Annotated in this window: 17 protein-coding genes and 2 pseudogenes; 7 read left to right on the top strand and 12 right to left on the bottom strand. The window is 46.0% G+C overall.

The genetic code is table 11. The features are described 5' to 3' along the window. Positions 1-51: 51 nt before the first annotated feature. The gene (locus JWH17_RS07620) at positions 52-204 is read right to left on the bottom strand and encodes a hypothetical protein (protein WP_205222000.1); all 153 of its coding nucleotides are present in this window, start codon (positions 202-204) and stop codon (positions 52-54) included. 91 nt (positions 205-295) lie between these two features. Here JWH17_RS07620 and JWH17_RS07615 point away from each other — a divergent pair, with 91 nt between their 5' ends. Then, positions 296-3,742 carry a DUF6519 domain-containing protein gene (locus tag JWH17_RS07615; RefSeq protein ID WP_205221999.1) on the top strand — a complete coding sequence of 1,149 codons (3,447 nt, stop codon included), beginning with the start codon at positions 296-298 and terminating at the stop codon, positions 3,740-3,742. A gap of 11 nt (positions 3,743-3,753) precedes the next feature. Beyond that, positions 3,754-4,050, top strand: a complete 297-nt coding sequence (locus JWH17_RS07610; protein WP_205221998.1) for a hypothetical protein — start codon at positions 3,754-3,756, stop codon at positions 4,048-4,050. A gap of 262 nt (positions 4,051-4,312) precedes the next feature. Here JWH17_RS07610 and cobO read toward each other — a convergent pair whose 3' ends face one another. The 5 genes and pseudogenes from cobO to JWH17_RS24320 form a co-directional block, all read right to left on the bottom strand. Further along, complete coding sequence (cobO, locus tag JWH17_RS07605) at positions 4,313-4,909, bottom strand: cob(I)yrinic acid a,c-diamide adenosyltransferase (protein WP_332468388.1); 597 nt, start codon at positions 4,907-4,909, stop codon at positions 4,313-4,315. Between the two features lie 309 nt (positions 4,910-5,218). Next, a complete protein-coding gene (locus JWH17_RS07600; RefSeq protein WP_205221996.1) occupies positions 5,219-5,854 on the bottom strand; it encodes a flavodoxin family protein in 636 nt (211 codons plus the stop codon). 148 nt (positions 5,855-6,002) lie between these two features. Then, a pseudogene (locus JWH17_RS07595) lies at positions 6,003-6,446 on the bottom strand (NAD(P)/FAD-dependent oxidoreductase); the annotation flags it as partial. 152 nt (positions 6,447-6,598) lie between these two features. Then, on the bottom strand, positions 6,599-6,985 hold the full coding sequence (locus JWH17_RS24325) for a redoxin domain-containing protein (RefSeq protein WP_205221995.1): 387 nt from the start codon (positions 6,983-6,985) through the stop codon (positions 6,599-6,601). A gap of 12 nt (positions 6,986-6,997) precedes the next feature. Next, complete coding sequence (locus JWH17_RS24320; protein ID WP_205221994.1) at positions 6,998-7,246, bottom strand: redoxin domain-containing protein; 249 nt, start codon at positions 7,244-7,246, stop codon at positions 6,998-7,000. Between the two features lie 982 nt (positions 7,247-8,228). Between JWH17_RS24320 and JWH17_RS07580 the strand changes: the two genes are divergently transcribed. Further along, positions 8,229-8,792 carry a TetR/AcrR family transcriptional regulator gene (locus tag JWH17_RS07580; RefSeq protein WP_205221993.1) on the top strand — a complete coding sequence of 188 codons (564 nt, stop codon included), beginning with the start codon at positions 8,229-8,231 and terminating at the stop codon, positions 8,790-8,792. Between the two features lie 127 nt (positions 8,793-8,919). On the opposite strand, the gene JWH17_RS07575 is transcribed toward JWH17_RS07580, so the two are convergent. The 4 genes from JWH17_RS07575 to JWH17_RS07560 form a co-directional block, all read right to left on the bottom strand. Beyond that, a complete protein-coding gene (locus tag JWH17_RS07575) occupies positions 8,920-9,060 on the bottom strand; it encodes an HAD family hydrolase (RefSeq protein WP_205221992.1) in 141 nt (46 codons plus the stop codon). Positions 9,061-9,253: 193 nt separating this feature from the next. Continuing rightward, a complete protein-coding gene (gene gshA / locus JWH17_RS07570) occupies positions 9,254-10,930 on the bottom strand; it encodes a glutamate--cysteine ligase (protein WP_205221991.1) in 1,677 nt (558 codons plus the stop codon). Positions 10,931-11,049: 119 nt separating this feature from the next. After that, positions 11,050-11,469 (bottom strand): VOC family protein, encoded by a 420-nt coding sequence (locus JWH17_RS07565; RefSeq protein ID WP_205221990.1) that lies wholly within the window; start codon positions 11,467-11,469, stop codon positions 11,050-11,052. Positions 11,470-11,814: 345 nt separating this feature from the next. Then, a complete protein-coding gene (locus JWH17_RS07560) occupies positions 11,815-12,753 on the bottom strand; it encodes a LysR family transcriptional regulator (RefSeq protein ID WP_205221989.1) in 939 nt (312 codons plus the stop codon). Positions 12,754-12,934: 181 nt separating this feature from the next. On the opposite strand from JWH17_RS07560, the gene JWH17_RS07555 reads away from it, so the two are divergent. Together JWH17_RS07555 and JWH17_RS07550 are read left to right on the top strand one after the other, a co-directional pair. Further along, positions 12,935-14,206 carry an O-acetylhomoserine aminocarboxypropyltransferase/cysteine synthase family protein gene (locus tag JWH17_RS07555; RefSeq protein WP_205221988.1) on the top strand — a complete coding sequence of 424 codons (1,272 nt, stop codon included), beginning with the start codon at positions 12,935-12,937 and terminating at the stop codon, positions 14,204-14,206. Positions 14,207-14,269: 63 nt separating this feature from the next. Beyond that, entirely contained in the window at positions 14,270-15,436 is a 1,167-nt protein-coding gene (locus JWH17_RS07550; RefSeq protein WP_205221987.1) for an ATP-grasp domain-containing protein, read from the top strand. 144 nt (positions 15,437-15,580) lie between these two features. Here the strand turns inward: JWH17_RS07550 and JWH17_RS07545 are convergent, their stop codons facing one another. After that, complete coding sequence (locus JWH17_RS07545; RefSeq protein ID WP_205221986.1) at positions 15,581-17,488, bottom strand: UbiD family decarboxylase; 1,908 nt, start codon at positions 17,486-17,488, stop codon at positions 15,581-15,583. 734 nt (positions 17,489-18,222) lie between these two features. Between JWH17_RS07545 and JWH17_RS07540 the strand changes: the two are divergent. Together JWH17_RS07540 and JWH17_RS07535 are read left to right on the top strand one after the other, a co-directional pair. Beyond that, positions 18,223-18,525, top strand: a pseudogene (locus JWH17_RS07540) (sigma 54-interacting transcriptional regulator); the annotation flags it as partial. Between the two features lie 165 nt (positions 18,526-18,690). Next, complete coding sequence (locus JWH17_RS07535) at positions 18,691-18,936, top strand: ATP-binding protein (RefSeq protein WP_205221985.1); 246 nt, start codon at positions 18,691-18,693, stop codon at positions 18,934-18,936. Positions 18,937-19,042: 106 nt separating this feature from the next. On the opposite strand, the gene JWH17_RS07530 is transcribed toward JWH17_RS07535, so the two are convergent. Further along, positions 19,043-19,531, bottom strand: a complete 489-nt coding sequence (locus tag JWH17_RS07530) for a rhodanese-like domain-containing protein (RefSeq protein ID WP_205221984.1) — start codon at positions 19,529-19,531, stop codon at positions 19,043-19,045. Between the last annotated feature and the right edge of the window lie 731 nt (positions 19,532-20,262).

Raw genomic sequence — 20,262 nt, 5'->3', positions numbered from 1 at the left:
GGTCCCGGCCTCTATTTGAAAAATAACGAGCAAAAGCAGATTTTAAAAATCTTAAAAGAAGCAGAGTAATCGTTCATTGGCATCCAGTTTTCGCCAGCGATCCGTCTCGAGCGTAGGGTGGATAAGCGTAGCGCATCCACGCTGAATCCGGTTTCTGGGAGTGGTGGATGCGCTACGCTTATCCACCCTACACAACTGCGGCATCACTAAAATATTCCGTGAATACTCTTGGTGATTTAAAAACTGACAATCTACCCCGAACAAGTTACGAAGGGTTAACATAAGGAGAACGCCAATGAGTGGTGACTATAGTCGACATCGCTTCAATCCCCGCAATAATTATAGCGGGGTCAAGATGCAACAGGGCCGGGTGCAACTGGACGCCGACTGGAACGAGTGGACCGATGCCATTGATCGACGCACGCGGGCGGAAACGGTAGACACCTTTGGTGTCAGTCTCTCTACCGACATCACTGGTGTAGCGGTGGTGTCGCCGCAAACACCCAGCGCCTTTTTGATCGAGGCTGTGGGCGGTGAGCTTACTATTGGTCCGGGCCGCATGTATGTCGATGGTCTGTTGGCGGAGAACCATGGCGACCCTGACGGCACGCAGCAATTTGATCCGGTATTAGCGGAACTGTGCAGCCAGGACTCGATCGGCTACGATCAACAACCCTATCATCCTAACCCGGTTCCTTTACCTTCTACCGGCCCGCATCTTGTTTATCTGGAAGTGTGGCAACGGGAAGTGACCCATCTGCAGCGTCCCGACCTGGTGGAAACAGCAATTGGCGTCGACACCACCACCCGTACGCAAACCGTATGGCAGGTACGTCTGTTGGAGAACGTTGACAGCACCATCACCTGCACAAGTCCGGATAGTGCTTTAGCGGCGGCTTGGGATGCTATTATAAGCCCTTCTGCAGGCCGACTTTCCAGCCGCGATGCTGGTGTGTCTGGTGTTACGGATCCTTGCGAACTGCCGCCCAGCGGTGGCTATCGTGGCTTGGAGAACCAGCTGTATCGTATCGAGATTCATGATGGCGGCGGTGTCGGTACCGCCACCTTTAAGTGGTCGCGTGATAATGCCAGTGTCACCGCCAGTGTGGCAGAAATCGTCTCTACTACTGAATTGAAATTGGACAGTCTGGGGCGTGATGCAGTGCTTCGTTTTAACAGCGGTGACTGGGTTGAGATAGTTGATGACTGGCGTGAGCTTTCCGGTGAGGATGGCGACCCCGTACGACGCGTTGGCGAGATACGAAAAATAACGGTTGATGATGCCAAGCAAACCATCAGCTTCAGTCCGGCTCTGCCAGCCAACCTGATCCCCACCGGCAGCGGTGATGACACCCTAAAACGGCGTCATCTACGCGTCGTTCGTTGGGACCAGAACAATATTGTGCGCGATGCGGATAACAATACCATAGCAAATCTTGTCGATTCCAGCGACCCACTGTATTTTCCCGGCATCATCCCGGTGCCTCCCCCGGATGTTTGGGTACACCTTGAAAATGGCGTCCAGGTACAGTTCAGTCAAGATCCGGCTGCAGGTGGTTTTCACTGCAATGATTACTGGATGGTCGCTGCCCGCAGCGGCGATGCCTCAGTCCAGATCCTGACCGAGGCTCCCCCGCATGGCATTCATCGCCATTATGCTCGCCTTGCGTTGGTCTCCTTTCCTGACAATGAAGACGATTGCCGCGAGCACTGGCCACCCGATTGTGGCGGTGGGTGTTGCACCATCATGGTCAATCCAGGCGATAATATCCAGGCGGCGATTAATGCCTTACCCGATGAAGGCGGTTGTATCTGCCTCAAGACAGGACTACATGAAATCAGAACACCACTGGAGATTCACGCTTCACACATCAAGTTCCAAGGCGAAAGCCCAGGCACTGTGGTCAGAGCCGTCACCACGCTGCCCTACATGTTGGAGATTGGCCAAGCCGATCTGGATGTAACCGATATTGAAGTTGTCGGTATTCGTTTTGAAGTAACCCAGCAGCCTGCTTCGTCAGGCGTTTCACTGCTTTTTCTCAATCACTGCGCCGAGGTACGGATTACAGGGTGCGTCTGTGAGGTAGTGTCGGAAAACCCGGCTGCCTATATCGGTCTTTTCATGCGAAGTGTGCGTGATGTGGTCGTTGCAGGCAACCAGCTCAACAACCTGTTCAGCGGCATTCGGGTCAGTGATTATCTGGATAGACTGGTCATCGAGCAAAATCAGGTTTCAGGAATCAGCGTTGCGGTAAATGACGTTGATTCCTCGTTTGGGGAATATGGGATTGTGATTGACAATGATTTTGACGTACCCTGCCGGATTGAGCATAACCAAATAAATCATTTCTGGAGGGGTGTATTGCTAGGCTACGGTACGCGCGATTCTGCAGTGAGAAACAATACGTTTCTTCGCCTCGGTGAGCAATATGAACAAACCATACCCACAACCATTGACGAGCTGCGCAGCTATCTTGACCAACGTTATTATGCCATCGATATCAGCGATGATCACTGCCGTGTTGAAGGTAATCTTATCAATCTCTCTGTTTCGCATTGGGCAGGGATTCATGCCAGGGCGGAACATACCCTGATCGCAGATAATACACTCCGTGCTGCAAGCGAAGTCAGCCCGTTTGCCCCGGTGCCCGGCAGCATCTACTGCAGCGGTCAGATTGATGAAGGGAGCGGATCCGATCACAGCCGCGTGATCAACAACACACTGCTCGGTCCCCAAACAGGTATCATCATCTCCCGTGCCAATGAGGTTGTGGTGGCAGAGAATACGGCCGATGGCATGGGGGCTGGCTGGTTTGGCGTACGGGTGGCGGATAGTAATAATGTCAGTGTCCGGCACAATACCGTGGAGGATGTTTTTTTCGGGATCTACTTGAGTGGCGGTGCGGGCAGTCATGTTTCCGGCAACCACCTCACACAATGCGGTATGGGGATCTCTTCGTTGTCCGAGAATTATCTCGATGTGGGCAACAATGATCTGGTTGCCTGCTTAATGACCGGTATCGCGCTGGAAGTCGTTGCCACAGCTAAGGTCACCGAAAACCGGCTGATCAATTGTGGGTATAGCGGTGTCGTTTCATTGGGTATTGCCGTGTTTGCCGAGCATATCCTTGTCGAGTCTGAGTCCATGGTTCGGATTGAAGGCAACGATGTGCTGGATACCGGTGTCGACCCCTTCACTAATCAGGGGAGCAGCAACGCCTCGCTTGGTATCGCGGTGCTGTGTGCTTCATGCTCTGTTAGTCATAACCATACCAATTACAGTCAAAATGTCCTGGATCCGGCACTACAACATCGCGCCCTGCTGATGGTGGGGCCTCTTGCGCTTCGTTATAACACAGGCGAGGTAACCATTGAATGGATGATTGGAAGCGCAGTGGTGGACGACAACCGTTTCCGTGGTCCGGGGCGTAGTTATCTGGTTGATTTTTTTCCGGTAACCATTAACGACTTTATTGACTTCCGCTTTGAGAAGGTCACCTTCAATAACAATATCTGTGAACACCTCAATGTCGAACCGCAGGAGGACGGCGCCACGGTACGGCTGTGGGGCCGTAACCTGATAGCCATGGGCAACCATGTTAAGGCGAATAGGGGCGTCAACGCCATGTCGCTGGGGAACCGGCATAGGGTGGCGTTGATGGGCAACATAACCACCGGTGGCTATATTCGCGTCGGCACAACTACTCCGGCCCCGCTCACCGATTTTAATATTCGTACGTAAGGAGTTTTGAGATGGAGATCAAAGACTTTAAGCAAGCTTTGGAACTACAGAAAGAACTTTCGGCCAGCTTGGCCGCCAATATTGAGAAACTGGGCAAAGATAAGGCTCCCCCCGTCGCAGAAACGATTAAAGAACAGGAGCAACTGCTCGCCCAGGCTAGAGCCGCGTTGAAGAACAGCAAGAAAGAGAAAGCGTTGGCTGCCAAACGCTGGGAACAGCGGATACAAAAACGCGAGACTGCGGTCGAGCTTCTGCAAAAAGGATTGGAAGATATGAAGAAGAGATTAAAGAAAATTGAAAAAGGGTAGGCCGTAGCAGTAGAAGGGTGCCTGAAAAATGATGGCTATCGCTCTTCCTTAAAATACAATGGGAAGCACCTTCCCTCATCTATCTCGGGCTATTTGATTTTTTGTAATACGGACAAGGAGGCGTTTCGTACTCATGTATCGTACGTCCCTAGCAAGTATGGCTCCTGTCTGTTTTCAGGAGCCTTGTTTTGTCTTACTTAGTTTCTATTAGGAAATCCCGTTCATCCGGATGCGTTGAAGTGCATCGATACCTGCCGGTTGATCAGAACTCAATTCCTTTCTGTGCTTTTATGCCGGACTTGTAGGGATGTTTCACTGCCTGCATTTCAGTAACCAAGTCAGCAGCATCAATAATCTCCGGGAGTGCATCCCGACCGGTAATAACCAAATGTACATCTTCGGGTTTGTTCTTTAATACTTGCAACACCTCTTCTTTTTCAAGCATACCGTATTTCAGAAGATAGGTGAACTCATCAAGGACAACCATTTTATATTTGCCGCTGGATATAGCCTCTTTTGCTTTTTCCCATCCACAGCGGGCAAGCGCTTTGTCCTTTTCAAGGTCATCTGACTTCCAGGTAAATCCTCGCCCCATGACATGGAAATCTATGAGATCATCAAATCGCTTGAGTGCATCCAGCTCGCCATATTTCCAAGATCCTTTGATGAACTGGATGAAGCAGATCGGCATGTTGTTGCCGGCCGCCCGAATACTCAAGCCTAAGGCCGAGGTGGTTTTACCCTTTCCATTACCCGTAAAAACAAGTAGGAGCCCTTTTTTTGTTGTAGCCATCTGCTGATTTTCCTCGTGTGAATCAATGGTTAAATTTTCTTGCTGTGCTTCAAACTTCCAGTAAATAAAGATCCTAGCCCTTCAGCGAATAAAAAATGACTTTGTCTTCACCACGAGCTGTATCTGTTCAGCAGGGGCTATAGTTTTACGAAAATATCAAGTTTCTAAGCCAACACCACTATTAACGTAACCGTTTGGTGATACCATACCCGGGTAGGCTGGATAAGGGTAGCGCATCCACCATTTCCAGACATCGGATTCCGCCTGGATGCGCTGTGCTTTCCCTTGTGTGCAAGTTTCTTGCAAACACAGGGCGTGGCCTGTCAACAAACGCATTTAACTCGAAAATAATTTTTTAAATGAAAAACAGCTCCATTATCTGATAAAATTAGTCATGGTTTTAGCAACCGGTTCAGGGGCGGGAATTTGTTCTTTTCCATGTTCGATAACTCGCATGATCCAGGCCATATTTTTACCGAGTACCTCCATGATCTGCTTGCCTTCCTCATCCTGCTCCATTTCTCCTGGTTTAAGACCATGGGCCACGTTCCAGTAGTTTGAAGACGGCATGATCATCTCGGAGTAGTTGATGTAATGATTAAGGGTTTCAACCGTGGAAATCCCTCCGGATCGTCTGACTGCGGCAACAGCGGCTCCGACCTTGTGCCGGAAAAGGTTGCCGTTGACCGAAGAGACGAAAAACGTTCTGTCTAAAAAGGATTTCATTGTCCCACCAACACCGGAAAAATGGACAGGAGACCCGAGCAGAATGCCGTCGGCCTCCTTTGTTTTTTGAATCCACTCATTGACAGGGTCGTTTTTTATGGCACACTTTTCATCTTGATTTTCTACACAGCCGTAACAGGCAATGCATCCCTGTATTTTCTTTTTGCCGACATGGATCATTTCCGTCTCAATCCCTGCATTTTCCAGCTGATCAAGAACGATCTGTAATGAACGGGCTGTATTCCCCTCTTTATTGGGGCTACCATTAAATCCAACAACTTTCATATGCATTCTCCTTTTTCGTGATTTTGATTAATCTCTGAGCCTGTTTAGGCAATTTGTTATTCAATTTTTATTGTTTAAGTATTCGTTTTTGTAAAATTTTTCAAATTTTGAGGCTGCTCCGTAACTAGAAGTTGCTTCAACGAATCTGCTAAACCCTTTCCAACTGAAGGATAAGTGAGCGAGCGTGAGTGGTAGCTTCCATTCCTGCAACACATCCTTCACCGACAGCTTTTGCCATTTGATAAGGAGGTCCTACCATGTCACCGGCTGCATAGATGCCGGTAATACTAGTTTCTTGTTTTTTGTTGGTTTCTATATACTTGAATGACTCTGTGTCCAGTTGAACGCCGATTTGGGCGGCCAGGTCCAGTGCTCCTTTTGAACCTAGTTCAATGAAAACACCTTCGGTTTCTATCGTTTGTCCGTTTTCAAGTCGCATCGATTCTACAGCATGTTCTCCAACTATTGCTTCGATACCATCAGCGATATGGTCTACATCGCTTGAGTGTAATTTACTCTCTAACTCCTGGGTAACGTCTAGCTCATTGGCAATAAGGTAGACCTTGGCAGTATAATCGAGCAGGGGGAGGGCACCATCAACGGCTGCGCTCCCGGCAGCCGTTAATGCTACCGTGGCACCGCGGTAGAAATTGGCATCTAAAGCTCACCAGGAGAAAACGAATCTGTGGTTTGTCTGGTTTTTTTTTGTGTGCTTTATATCTGCATCTACTTGAAATGTAGACTTTAATCCAATGATTGTATGAACTCTACTATTTCACTTGGTTCAGGCCTGATAGTATGATCTGGATGTACATCGGTCTTTCTGATAATACCTTTATTATCGATGAGAAACCTTCCTGACATAGGGAGTTCCCACGTATCATTACCATTGAATCGTTGCAAATCGATACCAAAACTGAGGTAGATCTCCTTTAGCTTTGCCGGCACTGTAAAGAGCAGGCCAAATGAGTCGGCAACCGTGTTGCCTTCATCTGTGAGGACCGGAAAGGTTAGGTGGTGCTTTTTCACAACCTGTTTTGTGTATTTTCCCAGTTGGGGGGAAATCGCAATAAGTGAGCCGCCAAGTTTTTGTACTTGGCCATAGACTTCCTGCAGAGCTTCCAGCTCCACGTTGCAGTAAGGTCACCAGATTCCTCTATAAAAATTGATCGCCAGTGGACCTTTGCTAAGAAGATCCTTACTGCTGACTAACTGTCCTTTTTCATCGGGAAGTGAGAAGTCAGGAAGCGTTTCACCAACCTTTAGTGCGTTGTCAGCGATTCCAGCTTGGATAAGATTTTCAACCTCTTGAAGCAGAGTGGCAACAACCTCAGGGGGTCTTGTTGCCATAGACTCCTTTTTCATTGCACTCAGTTTCTCTTGTAATGTCATGTTGGCCTCCATGGTGTTTAAGCGAATTTGCTGCCGAAATCATATATTTTATCGTAAGCAGCTTGTCGTTATCATTGAGCATTTTAGTTAAGGGGCCAGCTTGATAAATGAGCTTCCATCCCTTCTTTTCCATGTAAATTTGCAACCAGTAATTGCTGTAGGGAGTCCATCAGATGAGGGGCCACGCCGGTGAGCACTGTTGCAAAGTGAATCATGGAGTAACCCATACCCCATAAGCAGACACGGCAGAAAATGTCGCATAGTCGAGGACTTTTTCGCGGGTTATCAAAATCTGTTTTTCTAACGATCAAGAAACATAATAATTGCTTAATTCTTTGATTGTTAACAAAAACACGTTGAATATTTAATCAACTTAAGCGGGGAGGATAGCATTGTTAATATTTTTTTTGAATGATCACTCAAAATGATTAGCTTGCCTTCTCACAGTGATTACACTGTTGTTGTAAGAAAATACTCAATTTAATTTGTACCTTTTATCAAATGTATAAAGGTAATTGTTTACCATTTTCGACTATCCGACTGTTCGGCGTGGATGTGCTACACTGCGCTTGTCGACTCTACGTACTTTAATGGTCACTGATGATGACGAAAAGGGAGAATCGGTAAACGATTACGATATTCACAATCGGTGCGTGGACCTCACCTCGGCAAGAGAAGGAGGTGTTCTTTTTCATTCGTTCAATGGCTGGTAATGATAGCCTATTTTGTAAAAGCTATTAGCTTGACTGGGTAATCAAATTGGCGCGTAGTTTTTTGAGTGATTATTCAAATGGGTGTGGTATGCTTCCTGTCATTATTTAGCGAAGATCTAGTCCGGATTTTTCATCAGTTCAGGGCCCATATGGACTGACCTTCGGTGAGTATTTTGGTAATTTTGTACTTTGTTGATGTTGAAGCATGACCCTGAAATTACTACTTTTTAATAAAATACAATCGCAATATAAGAATACGAGGTAAGGCAATGGCAAGGGCTCAGTTTGATAGAAACGAAGTTATTGAAAAATCGATCGAGCTGTTTTGGCAAAAAGGTTTCAATGCTTCATCAATGGAGCAGGTTGTGAAAAGAACCGGCCTCAAGCCTGGCTCTATTTATTATTCCTTTGGTAACAAGGAAGCCTTGTTCCGTGAATCGTTGGAAAGTTATGCCCGAAAACGAGCAGCTCACTTACATAAAATATTGGATGCAGCGCCAACAGTCGGCGAAGGGCTATGTACGATTCTTGAGGAAGTCGTCGAGGAGTCGGCTAAAGAAAATTATTGTAGTTGCTTTCTTGTCAAAACAAGGCTTGAATTAGCTGCCGAAGGAAATGAACTCTATAAGTACGCGTCCGCAAAATTGGATGAAGTGGAAGCGCTTCTGGAGAGTTACCTTAAAAAGGAATATAGTAAAAAAGTGAGTCAGCGACGTGCTACCAGCCTCATGATGCACATCTTTGGGGTAAGAGTTTATGGCTATCGAGAAGGGTGTGTTGAGCGTATGCGGCAAGGGCTGAGAGAAGGGCTGCCTTGGCTCCCCTGGAAGTAAGTCGGCAGTGTTGAGGAGAAGATGTTACCAGATTGCCTTTATTTTTTTACAGTTTATCTGTCCACCGTTTTACAGAAGGAATAATCCAATTTACCATTAGCCCGGATTATATAAAGAATGCTCGTAATTATTGGATACATTCCAACTGCTTGTCGCGCCAGGTCTGGGGAAAACTTACTGCTTTATCGTTAATAATTTTTTTTAATGTTTCAATAATGCCGTTGGTGTCGATCAAGGTTCCATATATATCAAATGCAAGTGTGGTCATGGTCGAGAAATTTCGGTTATTTAAATTGAAAGCAAAGGGCGACCGCTATACCGGGAGACAGGTTTAATAAGGCTGTCTTTTTTGAGTGGTGGCTTATTTCGCGGTTTGGTTATCCAGCCATAAAGTCAAAAGCTGACATTTTGGTGACAGGTCCAACGTGCGCATTTTTAACAAAAGCACTTGGTTGATTGTGTTAGGCGCAGCAGGTAGATTCGTGCGAAGCTTTATTAGGGCATAACCTGGGCGGTATATGGCAATATTGTCCCCTTAATACCTTTTCCGGTTTGGGGGCGGGAGGGAAGACGTCAAGTGTAAGGCGAAGGTAGTCGTTAATGTTTGCTGGTTTACTCTTCTCGAGTTCCCTTTGTTTGGACCTGGAAACCAGAGCTTCCCTGGCAAATTCACAGCTTCGCACCTGGGTGTAGTTAGTTTTGAGTAGTGTATGGCGATGTTTTTTTGCCAGATTCAACGCTAGCTCATTGATCTCCAGTTTTTGCTCTGCCATATCTTTGAGTATCCTCGCAGACGGTGTTTTCGCGGGATCTTTGAGTTTTTGATGTTGATGGTGCAGTGCCTTTTGGTATTTCATGCTTTGGGCTGGCTTGCCGAGTAAGCGTGCAACCTCACTCAGGTCGGAAAAAAGTTCTTCGCCCCATTTTTTCAGCGATCTGGGGCGCTCTCCATCCTGCAGTATCACGGATACGTCTCGGCCGCAGGTTGCAACCTGCTGCATATTTTTTTTAGCAGTACATTGCTGTTGCCAAGAAAAAGCAGGGCTTTCTTTCAGCAGGCAATAGGTCAGAAAGATATCTAAAAAGTAGATTTGTTCGAGGTCTATCCCTGTTTCTGCGTAGGGATTGACATCCAGAGAACGCACTTCGACATATTGGACGCCTCTAGTTTGTAGCGCATCGGAGAGTCGTTCACCGGGTCTTGTGACCCGTTTGGGGCGGATAGGCGCATAGAGTTCGCCTTCTATCTGGAGCGTATTGGTGTTGAGTTGCTGGTATTCCCCGTGCCGCATCACGCCAATTTTTTCAAACACGGGATTGGGCTGGCTTGTTGCTTGGCGTAACCCGCTGATAAATGCAGGGAGGCTGTTGTAGCTGATAGCCAGATTGTCTTGGGCCTGAGTGTTATAGCCAAGCTTGCTCATTCTTAAGGACGTTGCATGGGGAAGATAATGACTTGACCGTCCTATATTCTCCAGCGGTAATGTACTGCGTGTGTGCGTTAGAAATGAAGAATCCACAACCGGCGAAGCACCAAAAAGGTATGGTACCAGCCAGCCAAAGCGTAAAAAATTGCGGGTTAGCGCAAGGTAGCTTTCCGAGATAAAATCCTGAAGCGGTTGCTTGTCATCTTTAATCTGCTGCCATACCGGCCAGAAGTGATCGGGCATGGAGAAATTATAATGCACTCCGGCGATAGACTGCATCATGCTGCCGTAACGGTTTTTCAGCCCTTGACGATAAATGGTCTTTGTCTTGCCTACATCGGAGTTGCCATAACGCGCCAGCGTAATATCCTCTTCTGCTGCAATCGTGCACGGCATGCTGAGCGGCCAGAGCAACTCCTCGCCGATATGGTGATAGACATGTCGATGGATGTCGGCCAGGGTTCCGAGCGATTTTTTCGCATTAGTGTCCACCGGCGTGATAAATTCCATTAATGCTTCGGCATAGTCGGTGGTTATCCACTGATGGGTCAGTGGTGAACCGAGTGATACAGGGTGGGCGGTTGAAGCCAAGCTGGAATCACCATTGACCCGGAGAGATTCTTTTTCAATACCGCGGCGAATTCCATTTAGAGCTGCTGAATATTGGGAACGCGAGAATGATTCCAGCGTGTTTTGCCATGACTGCTTCAAGTTCGAACTCCTGTTCAGCTTGACCGAGGTCAAGCATAGTAAAAGCTGGTTGCAGATTTAGAAAATAAAAAAGATAAATATTTGAATATAATGAATAATATTTATTTTGGTCATCCTCTTTACCAGGTTCCCTTGTTTTCCATGGAGGCCCATGGCTCCCTGACCGGCAATTTTTCTCCCTCTTGCAGCAGTTCAATGGAAATTTGATCGGGGGTACGAATAAATGCCATATGACCATCTCTTGGGGGCCGTAGGATGGTAACCCCTTTGTCCATTAACATCTGACAGTACGCATAGATATTCTCGACACTGAACGCTAAATGACCAAAATTTCTACCTTCACTGTAAGCAGTATCCTGGTCCCAGTTGTAGGTAAGCTCCACTTCAGGCTCTCCTGGAGCCGTTGCCAGGTAGACAAGGGTGAAGCGCCCGTCTTCATAGTCTTTTCGCTTTGTTTCAACCAGATCAAGTTTTTGTGTAAAAAAATCAAGAGACTGGTCAAGATCTTGTACCCTTACCATTGTATGTAAAAATTTCATTTTCTCTCTTTATTAGAAATTGATGTCGATGCTTACGCGCTACAGCGTCAGACTCGTATAATTTATATTTATAAAATAATGCATCATCAGGAAGATGCAAAAAAGCTTTGCATTGTTGCTCGCCCATAGCCTGTGCAAGGACAGTTGAGTGGACCATTTTTCAGTATCTGAGCAAGGTAAGTTGGAGGGAGGTGTCTGTCAATGCTTTCTTGAATGGTTAATCAAGTTGAAGGCCTGCGTCGTTATCTAACTATTTGATATCTTGAAGGTAAAAAAATATTTCGTGGGGGTGTTGAGTTTTAATGTGATGGAAACGACGATAATAACCAATAAAACGGTTGTTTTTCAGGAAATGAAAGTTGTTTGTTTTGAGGTTTGCAGCGCTGTTTTAAGGAAATTTTGAAATGTTTTCTCGGTGAGGGTAGGGATTTTATCCTTAAGCTGAATCAGTGATATTGTATTGATAATTTCATGTTTGTGGGTAGTGATGGGCATGATATTTCCTGTATGCATCTGGTTTGAAGTGATGACGCCAAGACCAATATCATTTTCGATTGCCGCCAGAACGGCCTGAACACTATCCACTGTCAGCACCACTTTGACTTTTGCCGATTGTTTATCAAAATGATGTTTAAACCAGCCGTTTATGGCCAGGGAGTTGTTGTCATACGAAATGAAATCCTGTTTGAGAAGAGTGTTAACAGAGAGGTCGTCGTTGAGATGCTGATGGTAATACGATGTAGAACACGCAAGGATGATCTCTTCATCTAGGATGGCCTCAACATGGTATTGATCAAGATTGCTGGCAGACGATTTTTGGTTAAGAAAGAGGTCCACAATGGCGAAATCCAACTCTCCGGCTGCTATCAATTGTAAAAGTGTTTCCTGGTTACCCAAGGCTAGAGAAAAGGTCACATTGGGATATTTTTTTCTGAACTGACTGATTATCCATGGCAGATAGGTCTTCCCGAATTCTACTGGAACTCCCAGGCGCAACATTCCATACGGCGTGTTCTTGCCAATGATGAAATTTTTCAAGCCCTCTTCCAGTTCAAGGAAAAATGGTTCCAGAATGTGAATAAGTGTTTTGGCTTCAGCTGTTGGGATGAGTTTTTTGTGTATCCGGGTAAAGAGGCGTGTTTGTATCTCAGCTTCCAGATTTTTTAAATTCTGGCTGATGGCGGAGGGGGTGACATTGAGTTCTTTTGCCGCATGACTGATGCTGTTGCAGGTGTAAATATAGTAGAAAACCTTTAACTTATTTAAGTCAATTGTTTTAAGCATGAATTAACCTGTGGTTTATAATGTTTAACTTTTATTTATTCATCATCGCTATTACTTTGTCAATCGTCACTTTTGAAGATTGCGAAAGTAGCCCCGCGTATACAAGGATAATTGGTTGCAATGTTTCGGCGTAAAGCCTGTTGGGTGCCACTTTAAGAGTTTTTATGATGAGGTTAAAAGAATGAAAGATTGGAGTATGGAGACAAAGGCGGTGCAGAGCGGCTATTCGCCGAAGAACGGAGAACCACGTGTTGCCCCCATTGTTCAGAGTACCACCTATAAATACGATAGCTGCCAAGCCATTGCAGATCTTTTTGACTTGAAAGTTGCCGGCCATATGTATTCACGGATCAGCAACCCTACGGTCGAGGTCTTTGAGAATAAGATGGCTGCGCTTGAAGGTGGGGTCGGGGCTCTTGCCCTTTCTTCCGGGCAGACTGCCTCCACCATTTCGGTTCTCAATATTTGTGAAGCCGGCGATCATTTCGTTGCCCTTTCAACCCTCTACGGTGGAACGTTCAATCTCTTTAAACATACAATGAAAAAACTTGGGATTGAGGTGAGCTTTGTCGATCCCGAAGCCTCTCCTGAAGAGGTGAAACAGTCGTTTCAATCCAATACCAAACTCCTCTTTGGCGAGAGCTTGTCAAACCCTGGAACCGATATGCTGAATTTTGAAAAATTTTCAGCAATTGCCAAAGAAATGGATGTTCCTTTTATCGTGGATAACACGTTTCCCACACCTTATCTCTGCAATCCTCTGCAACTGGGAGCTGATATTGTCATTCACTCAACAACAAAGTATGTGGATGGCCATGCCACAAGTGTTGGCGGGATGATCGTGGATGGAGGAACTTTCAATTGGGCAAACGGCAAGTTTCCCGGCATGACTGAGCCTGATGAATCGTATCACGGCCTGAGTTATGTGGATACCTTTGGCCCGAACGCCTATATCGTCAAGGCAAGGGTGCAGTGGGTTCGTGATGTTGGTTGCTATATGAGCCCCCAGAATGCTTTTCTTTCTAACAAGGGCTTGGAAACACTGCATCTTCGCATGGAGCGACACAGTGAAAATGCCCTCAAACTGGCAGAGTATCTAGAAAAGCATGAAAAGGTTACCTGGGTAAAATATCCTCGTTTGGAAAGTGACCCTAATTATGAGCTCTGTGTCAAGTATATGAAGGCCGGCAGCGGTGTCTTAACCTTCGGTGTACAGGGTGGCAGTGCCGCTGCTGAACGTGTGATGGATGCACTGCAGCTTGCTGAACGAGTTGTTCATGTGGCTGATGTGAGAACTGGCGTTCTCCATCCTGCAAGCATGACCCACCGTCAGCTGAGTGAAGAGGACCAGCTCAAGGCTGGTGTTTTACCTGAGTTAATACGGGTCTCTGTAGGGATTGAGGGTGTTGACGACATTATTGCCGATTTTTCCCAAGCTCTGGAAAAACTGTAGATGCACACTGGCATGATAAGACGAGACCTACTTTTGCTACCCGCTTACAATACATAATCCGATATGTTTATTATAGATGAACCGTATATTTCAGATGTGGCAGAGAAATTTCTGGTTGAATCGCAAATGCCATTGCTGGCAAATGATTTTGCAAGTCAATCCGTTTCTTCTGCGGCCAATTTCATTTCTTCAGCAGAGGCTGCCTTACACTTGGAAAAAGAGAATTTCAGATGGGTATACAGCAACAGTGAGAATGCAATATCCTGGATAACAGAAACTTTTGGTGCCGATTCTGATCTGGCCCAAAAAATTGACGTGTTTAAGGATAAAGCAAAATTCAGGAAATCCACTGCTTCCCTTTTTCCAGATATCACTTTTCGTAAAGTGCCGGCCACGGAAATTGCAACGCTCACTTTTGAAAGTATTGGCCGACCTTTTATTATCAAGCCTAATGTGGGATTTATCAGCGCCGGAGTCCATCGGGTCGATACTCCCGAAGAATGGGAGGCGGTACAGGAGAAGATCTGTCAGGAGACAGAAGCTACCGCCTGCGCCTTTCCTGGTGAGGTCATAAACAGTGACACATTTGTTGTAGAGTCAATTATCGAAGGAGAAGAGTATGCTGCTGATGCCTACTTTGATGAGGACAACAAGCCTGTTGTTCTCAACATCCTTTACCACCGATTTAGTAGCGAGCAGGATATGAGCGACCGGCTCTATGTTACCTCTGCAAAGATCATTGAAGACAGGCTTGAACCTATTGAGGAATTTCTCACAGATATAGCTGCACTTGGTGACTACAAAGGGCTTCCCGTCCACGCCGAAATCAGAATCGATAAAGAGGGGCGGATTCGGCCCATTGAGATCAATCCTTTGCGTTTTGCCGGATGGTGTTCAACAGATATCGCCTATTATGGATATGGCCTGAATGTTTATGAGCATTTTGCAAACAGAACACGGCCTGATTGGGCAACGCTCTTAAAGGGAAAAGAATCTGCAACCTATGCCATGGGTGTGGTTGAACGGGCGAGCACGCTGAGCGATGAGCAGGTTTTTGATTATGGAGCATTTGAAAAGCTCTTTAGCTCGCTCATCACACTTCGCAAAATGAACTATCGAACCTTTCCGCTCTACGCCTTCGCCTTTTTCGAGGTCTCCCCTGAGACGGAAGAGGAACTTGATTTGATATTGAGCATGGACCCGAGCCGCTTTGTTCGAGATGCAAACTAGGCCGGATTCCTCATCAGTACTTAGGGTGGATGCGCTACGTTTGTCCACCCTACACAACTTTGACCCTGTTCAACTATTCCTTTAACCCTGTTGGTGGTTTAGAAATTTGGGCTAGCCCTTAATTAGCTAAACCCAGGCCGCAATTCATATCTTCCATTTTTCAGCGGCTTTTTGCTCGACGGCAGGATCTTCTTCCATCGGTGTAGTGTGGTGCGGTTTGCGCCTGGCGTCTGTTACCAAAGACTCATTACATCCCCAATGTTTGGCTTCGTAGGATGCCTGCAGTCCATAGGTATCTTGGCTTGGATTGGAGCGCAGAAAACAAACCCAGAGAAAATTATCCAAATTTTTTGCACAAAAGTCACTTTCATCCACTAAAACGATCCATGCGATTCCATGTTTGGAAAAAAGTTCTGGATTCAAGGTATCCATTTCGGTGCAGAATTGTTCCACTTCTTGCGTGCGATCTTCTCTTGCACCATACTGTACTTTTCCTTCCCCCAAAGTATAAGAGGGAGCTTCTATTACACAAATTCCTGGGAGGATAATACGGGGATTACTATATCCATCCGGCAGGAGCAGTCCCTCTGGGAGCTGACCGCAAAGCTCATTTCGTTTTTCACCGGCAACTGCAACGACGAGCTTAGATCCTTTATGCAGGGCGTGGCCTGTATAATCCAGGGTATCCATTGTCGTATTGGTCTGAAAATGGAGATCTTCCCGCCAGTCCACTCGTTGCAAAACATGCTGAAAATAAGACCTGACATCCGAGGCAACAAGTTTTGGATTGTCTTCACCGGCACAGATAAACAAGTATTTTGCCAAAGAAACTTGATTGAAACCAAGGAGCGCATTGGCTTGGGTTAATATTTCCCGGGGTTCTCTTCGGTCATAGGGAACATATCGCTCAGATCCAATGGCTAAGAGCAGGCTGTGTACACCGGCGGCATCCACGGCATGAACTTCACGAACCCCTTTCACCTGGGTGGGAAGAATATCGCCGGTTAACCGGTGAACAAATTTACCAAATATGCTGTCTTCCTGGGGAGGTCTCCCTACCACCGTAAAAGGCCACACCGCGTTTTTGCGGTGAAAGACTTTCTCAACCTTCAGATAGGGGAAAGGATGTTCTAGTGAGTGATATCCCAAGTGATCGCCAAATGGGCCTTCCGGTTTTGTATCTGCCCCAACTGTTCCTAAAATACAAAAATCCGCATCTGCTGATACGACCCAACCATCAATTAAAGTGTAACGAAAACATCTTCTCGCAAGCATTCCTGCAAAGGTAAGCTCGCTCATTCCCTCCGGCAACGGCATCATGGCCGCAACAGTATGAGCTGGTGGACCGCCAACAAAAACACTCACTTTAAGCTCCTTGTCGGCTTCTATTGCCTGGGTATGATGAATGCCAATCCCTCTGTGAATTTGATAGTGCAACCCAACTTCATCATCACCATATTCATTGCCTGACATTTGCACCCTGTACATACCCAGATTGGATTTTAAAATATTCGGCGTATCTGCAGGGGGCAAAGAGCATACCTGGGGAAGAGTGATAAAGCTCCCACCATCCATTGGCCAGGAATGGATCTGAGGGAGGTCCTGTATACGACATTCACATTCTAATATTGGTAACTTGTTCTTCCAGGCGGAGTTCATACCAGCTGTGACGTCACTTAAACGAACTGCTTTTGGCAAGCCGGAGCGAACATGTCGGGGGAGAGAATGAAGGGCGGTTCGGGGAAGGGTAAACCATTTTCCGGGCTTTTTCAGAAGAGGGAGTGGATCACTCCAGGCTTCCAGGAAAAGCTGCAAAGGTTTTCGTGAGCTCCGGAAAAGATACTCCATACGCTCTATGGTTCCAAAAATATTGGAAGCTCCCGGGAAATTAGAGCCTTTAATATTCTCAAACAAAATGGCGGGACCATTTTCCCGATGTACTTGTCGATGGATGGCGGCTATTTCAAGATAAGGGTCGACCTCTTCTTCTATCCTTAGCAGTTGACCGATTCGCTCCAGATCATCGATACATTCCAACATGGATTTATACATGAATTACCCCTTAGCGTATGAAATGAAAAGTATTGTGAAAAATTGAAGAGAGCATTTGCATTGCAGATCAAACAAAATATACTCACCTGTACATAATTTTTTATAACAAAGTCTGCGCCCATAACTATTCAGACCTGTCCCTGCCCTTATAGCATGGAAACGGGTGGAGAATAGCTAAAAGGACAGAGAGGGTAAAGAAGAAACCATCCTAATCAATCAGCGGTTATTTTTCAGAAATAGTTGTTATTCAACGAGTAACAAATAACCTCGCCTTAACCTCGATTTGTAACAGCGCTGCAATGCTCCAGCTGCGTACAATCAGGCTTGATAACTAGAAAAATGCTATGTTTTGCTGCCTGATCGTGCGCAGAGGTAAGCGCAGACCAGGTGGGATAGTGCCCAATAGTTGCGCCTTTACGTCCTTTCGTTCAGTCTGCTTAGAGGCTTCAGCAGTGCAGTCATTTACGTTCCTCGGACAGCCGAAACATCCTCCTGTAAAGTTCAATTAATAATTGTAATCATTTTTTTCTAAAATTATTCATAAGCAGTTTTCTTCTTCAATCTGCCAGGCTCGACGCAGTTTGCGTAGCAATTTGTTTTCATATTATAGAAAATCAGCAAATTGCTTGATGCCATAGTTCAACAACTTTTTTACGCCTGCAGCATATCCTGTTGCAATACCGGCAAATGAGCGCACTGTTTCAAGATTGGCTGTATCGAGTTCTCTTTTCATCGCACACACAGGGACTTTTTTTTTCGACGAAGCAGGAGCGCTACCGCCTGCTGCCCAGGTGCGATTGTTGCGGGTCTTGCAGCAGCAGGAAATTGAGCGGGTCGGAGGAACCAAGTCGATCCCTGTCAATGTACTGGTCATTAGCGCCACCCATCGCAATCTGGTAGAAATGGTCCAATCGGGCCGCTTTCGCCGTGATCTTTGGTTCCGGCTCAATGTTTTCCCCATCCTGATTCCACCACTGCGGCAGCGAATAGAAGATATCCCGGCGCTTGTGGCCCATTTTCTAGATCATAAGAGAAAAAATTATTAAACTGCTCAATTTCGGTTGATTGCTGCTCACTTGCCTATTCGCTGCTGTTATGAGCATGTATTTCAAGATATTCTTTTAAGGAAAAGGAAAAGGAAAAGGAAAAGGAAAAGGAAAAGGAAAAGGAAAAGGGGGAAGGTGTACGATTACGATTTTGAGATGGAGACACGCGACCACGAACTACTGCTCAAGCGATTCGCATTTGGCGGGGAGACAGTTAACGAGGCCGGGGCGCGCATTGACCCGGATACATGCACGGCCTGCGGTGAGTGTTACGAGGCGTCTACTTTCAAGGCCATCGAGGAAGGTGATGCCTATAGTGTGCGAGGCGAACGCTGCGACGAGTGCGGTAGTTGTATTTTAAAATGTCCTGTGGGTGCTATTGAGCTTTCAAATACGATGTAAGCCTGTGCATCAAAGGCTCTGACAAAAAGCCCTGTGGCTCATTCCGCAGGGCTTTCTCCGATAACTTTTTCAAAAATATCAACGGACAGATTATTCTCTGAGTTTGCTATTCTTCTACAGGTACGAGAATAATTTGCTCGTCAGTGATAGATGTTTGAACTGGGTATCCTGATTTTGCCCACTCAGCCATGCCTGTGGCTACGGCAACCGCATTTTTATAGCCAAACTCATTCAGTTGCTTGGTTGCAAGGGCTGCACGTGCACCAGACTTGCAGTACACGTAAATTTTTTCATCTTTACCGGGCACAACGGACCATATGCTAAATTCTAAAAGCCCTCTTGAGACATTGATTGCACCGGGAATATGAACGGCCTCATATTCCCTAGGGGTCCGAACATCCAGCAAAACTATATCTTCCTCCGCATCAAGAACCCTTTTCAGCTCTGTGATTGGAACTTGTTTGGTACTATTACGCGCTTCCTGGACCAATGTTCCGGTTGGATTTTCCATCCATTTCGGCTGCTCAGCTAAAGCATTGCCGGTAAAGAAAAATAGGCTAATGGTACAAAACACATAAACAATAACTTTTTTCATAGTGATCTCCGCAAAATAAATGAGAGTCGGTTTCAGATATTGATCTCACTACACACTCGACTAATGGGGCTCCTTGCATAAGATTTTTAATCATGCTACCCCTTGCTTTCAATGCTTCGCGTATTACTTCGTATGGTAGGCCTCACCTACTTCAGACATTAAAGACTATCAATGGGAATGCAAATTAATTTGTACCTATTCATCGAATATCTAAAAACCGTCGTCGGCTTAGGTGCACCAAATAACAGTGAGTAGCTTCCGAAATTCGTTAGGATGCCTACCTCGCCGGAAAACAGCCAATGGTAAACAGCATTTTACGGATAAGATGAAAGCTACAATCGATACAGCGGCAGGAAGAACTTTATACAGGATGCGCCTTGCCGTCGGTAAATCGGTGGTTGCTTATATCCGGTTTGTTCTTTGACTCGATCGCTTTACACTACAGGGTATAGATAAAGTAAAGACCCCGTGGAATCCATTATCCATTATCCACAATCTGAAAAAAATCCATCGCTATGGTAAAGATTTTTTCAGAGTAAGGCAGTGGGACGACAAATGACAGAGCCCTCTGTTAATACACTGAAAAAAGGCCTCTGAAAACACAAAAGAGTGCTCACTTGGAGCTATAGCACCATAGGCCTTTTCGAAAAATTATCGAAGAGTCAGGAGCAGTCGGCCATATTAGAAGACTTTTTCTACAGGCTCATTAGCATTTTTTTGGCACTAATAAA

The organism is Desulfogranum marinum, assembly GCF_016918565.1.
In the GTDB taxonomy this organism is placed as follows: Bacteria; Desulfobacterota; Desulfobulbia; order Desulfobulbales; family Desulfobulbaceae; genus Desulfogranum; species Desulfogranum marinum.
The sequence above is the reverse complement of the archived record's forward strand: the minus strand, read 5'-3'. Positions and strand labels throughout refer to the sequence as shown.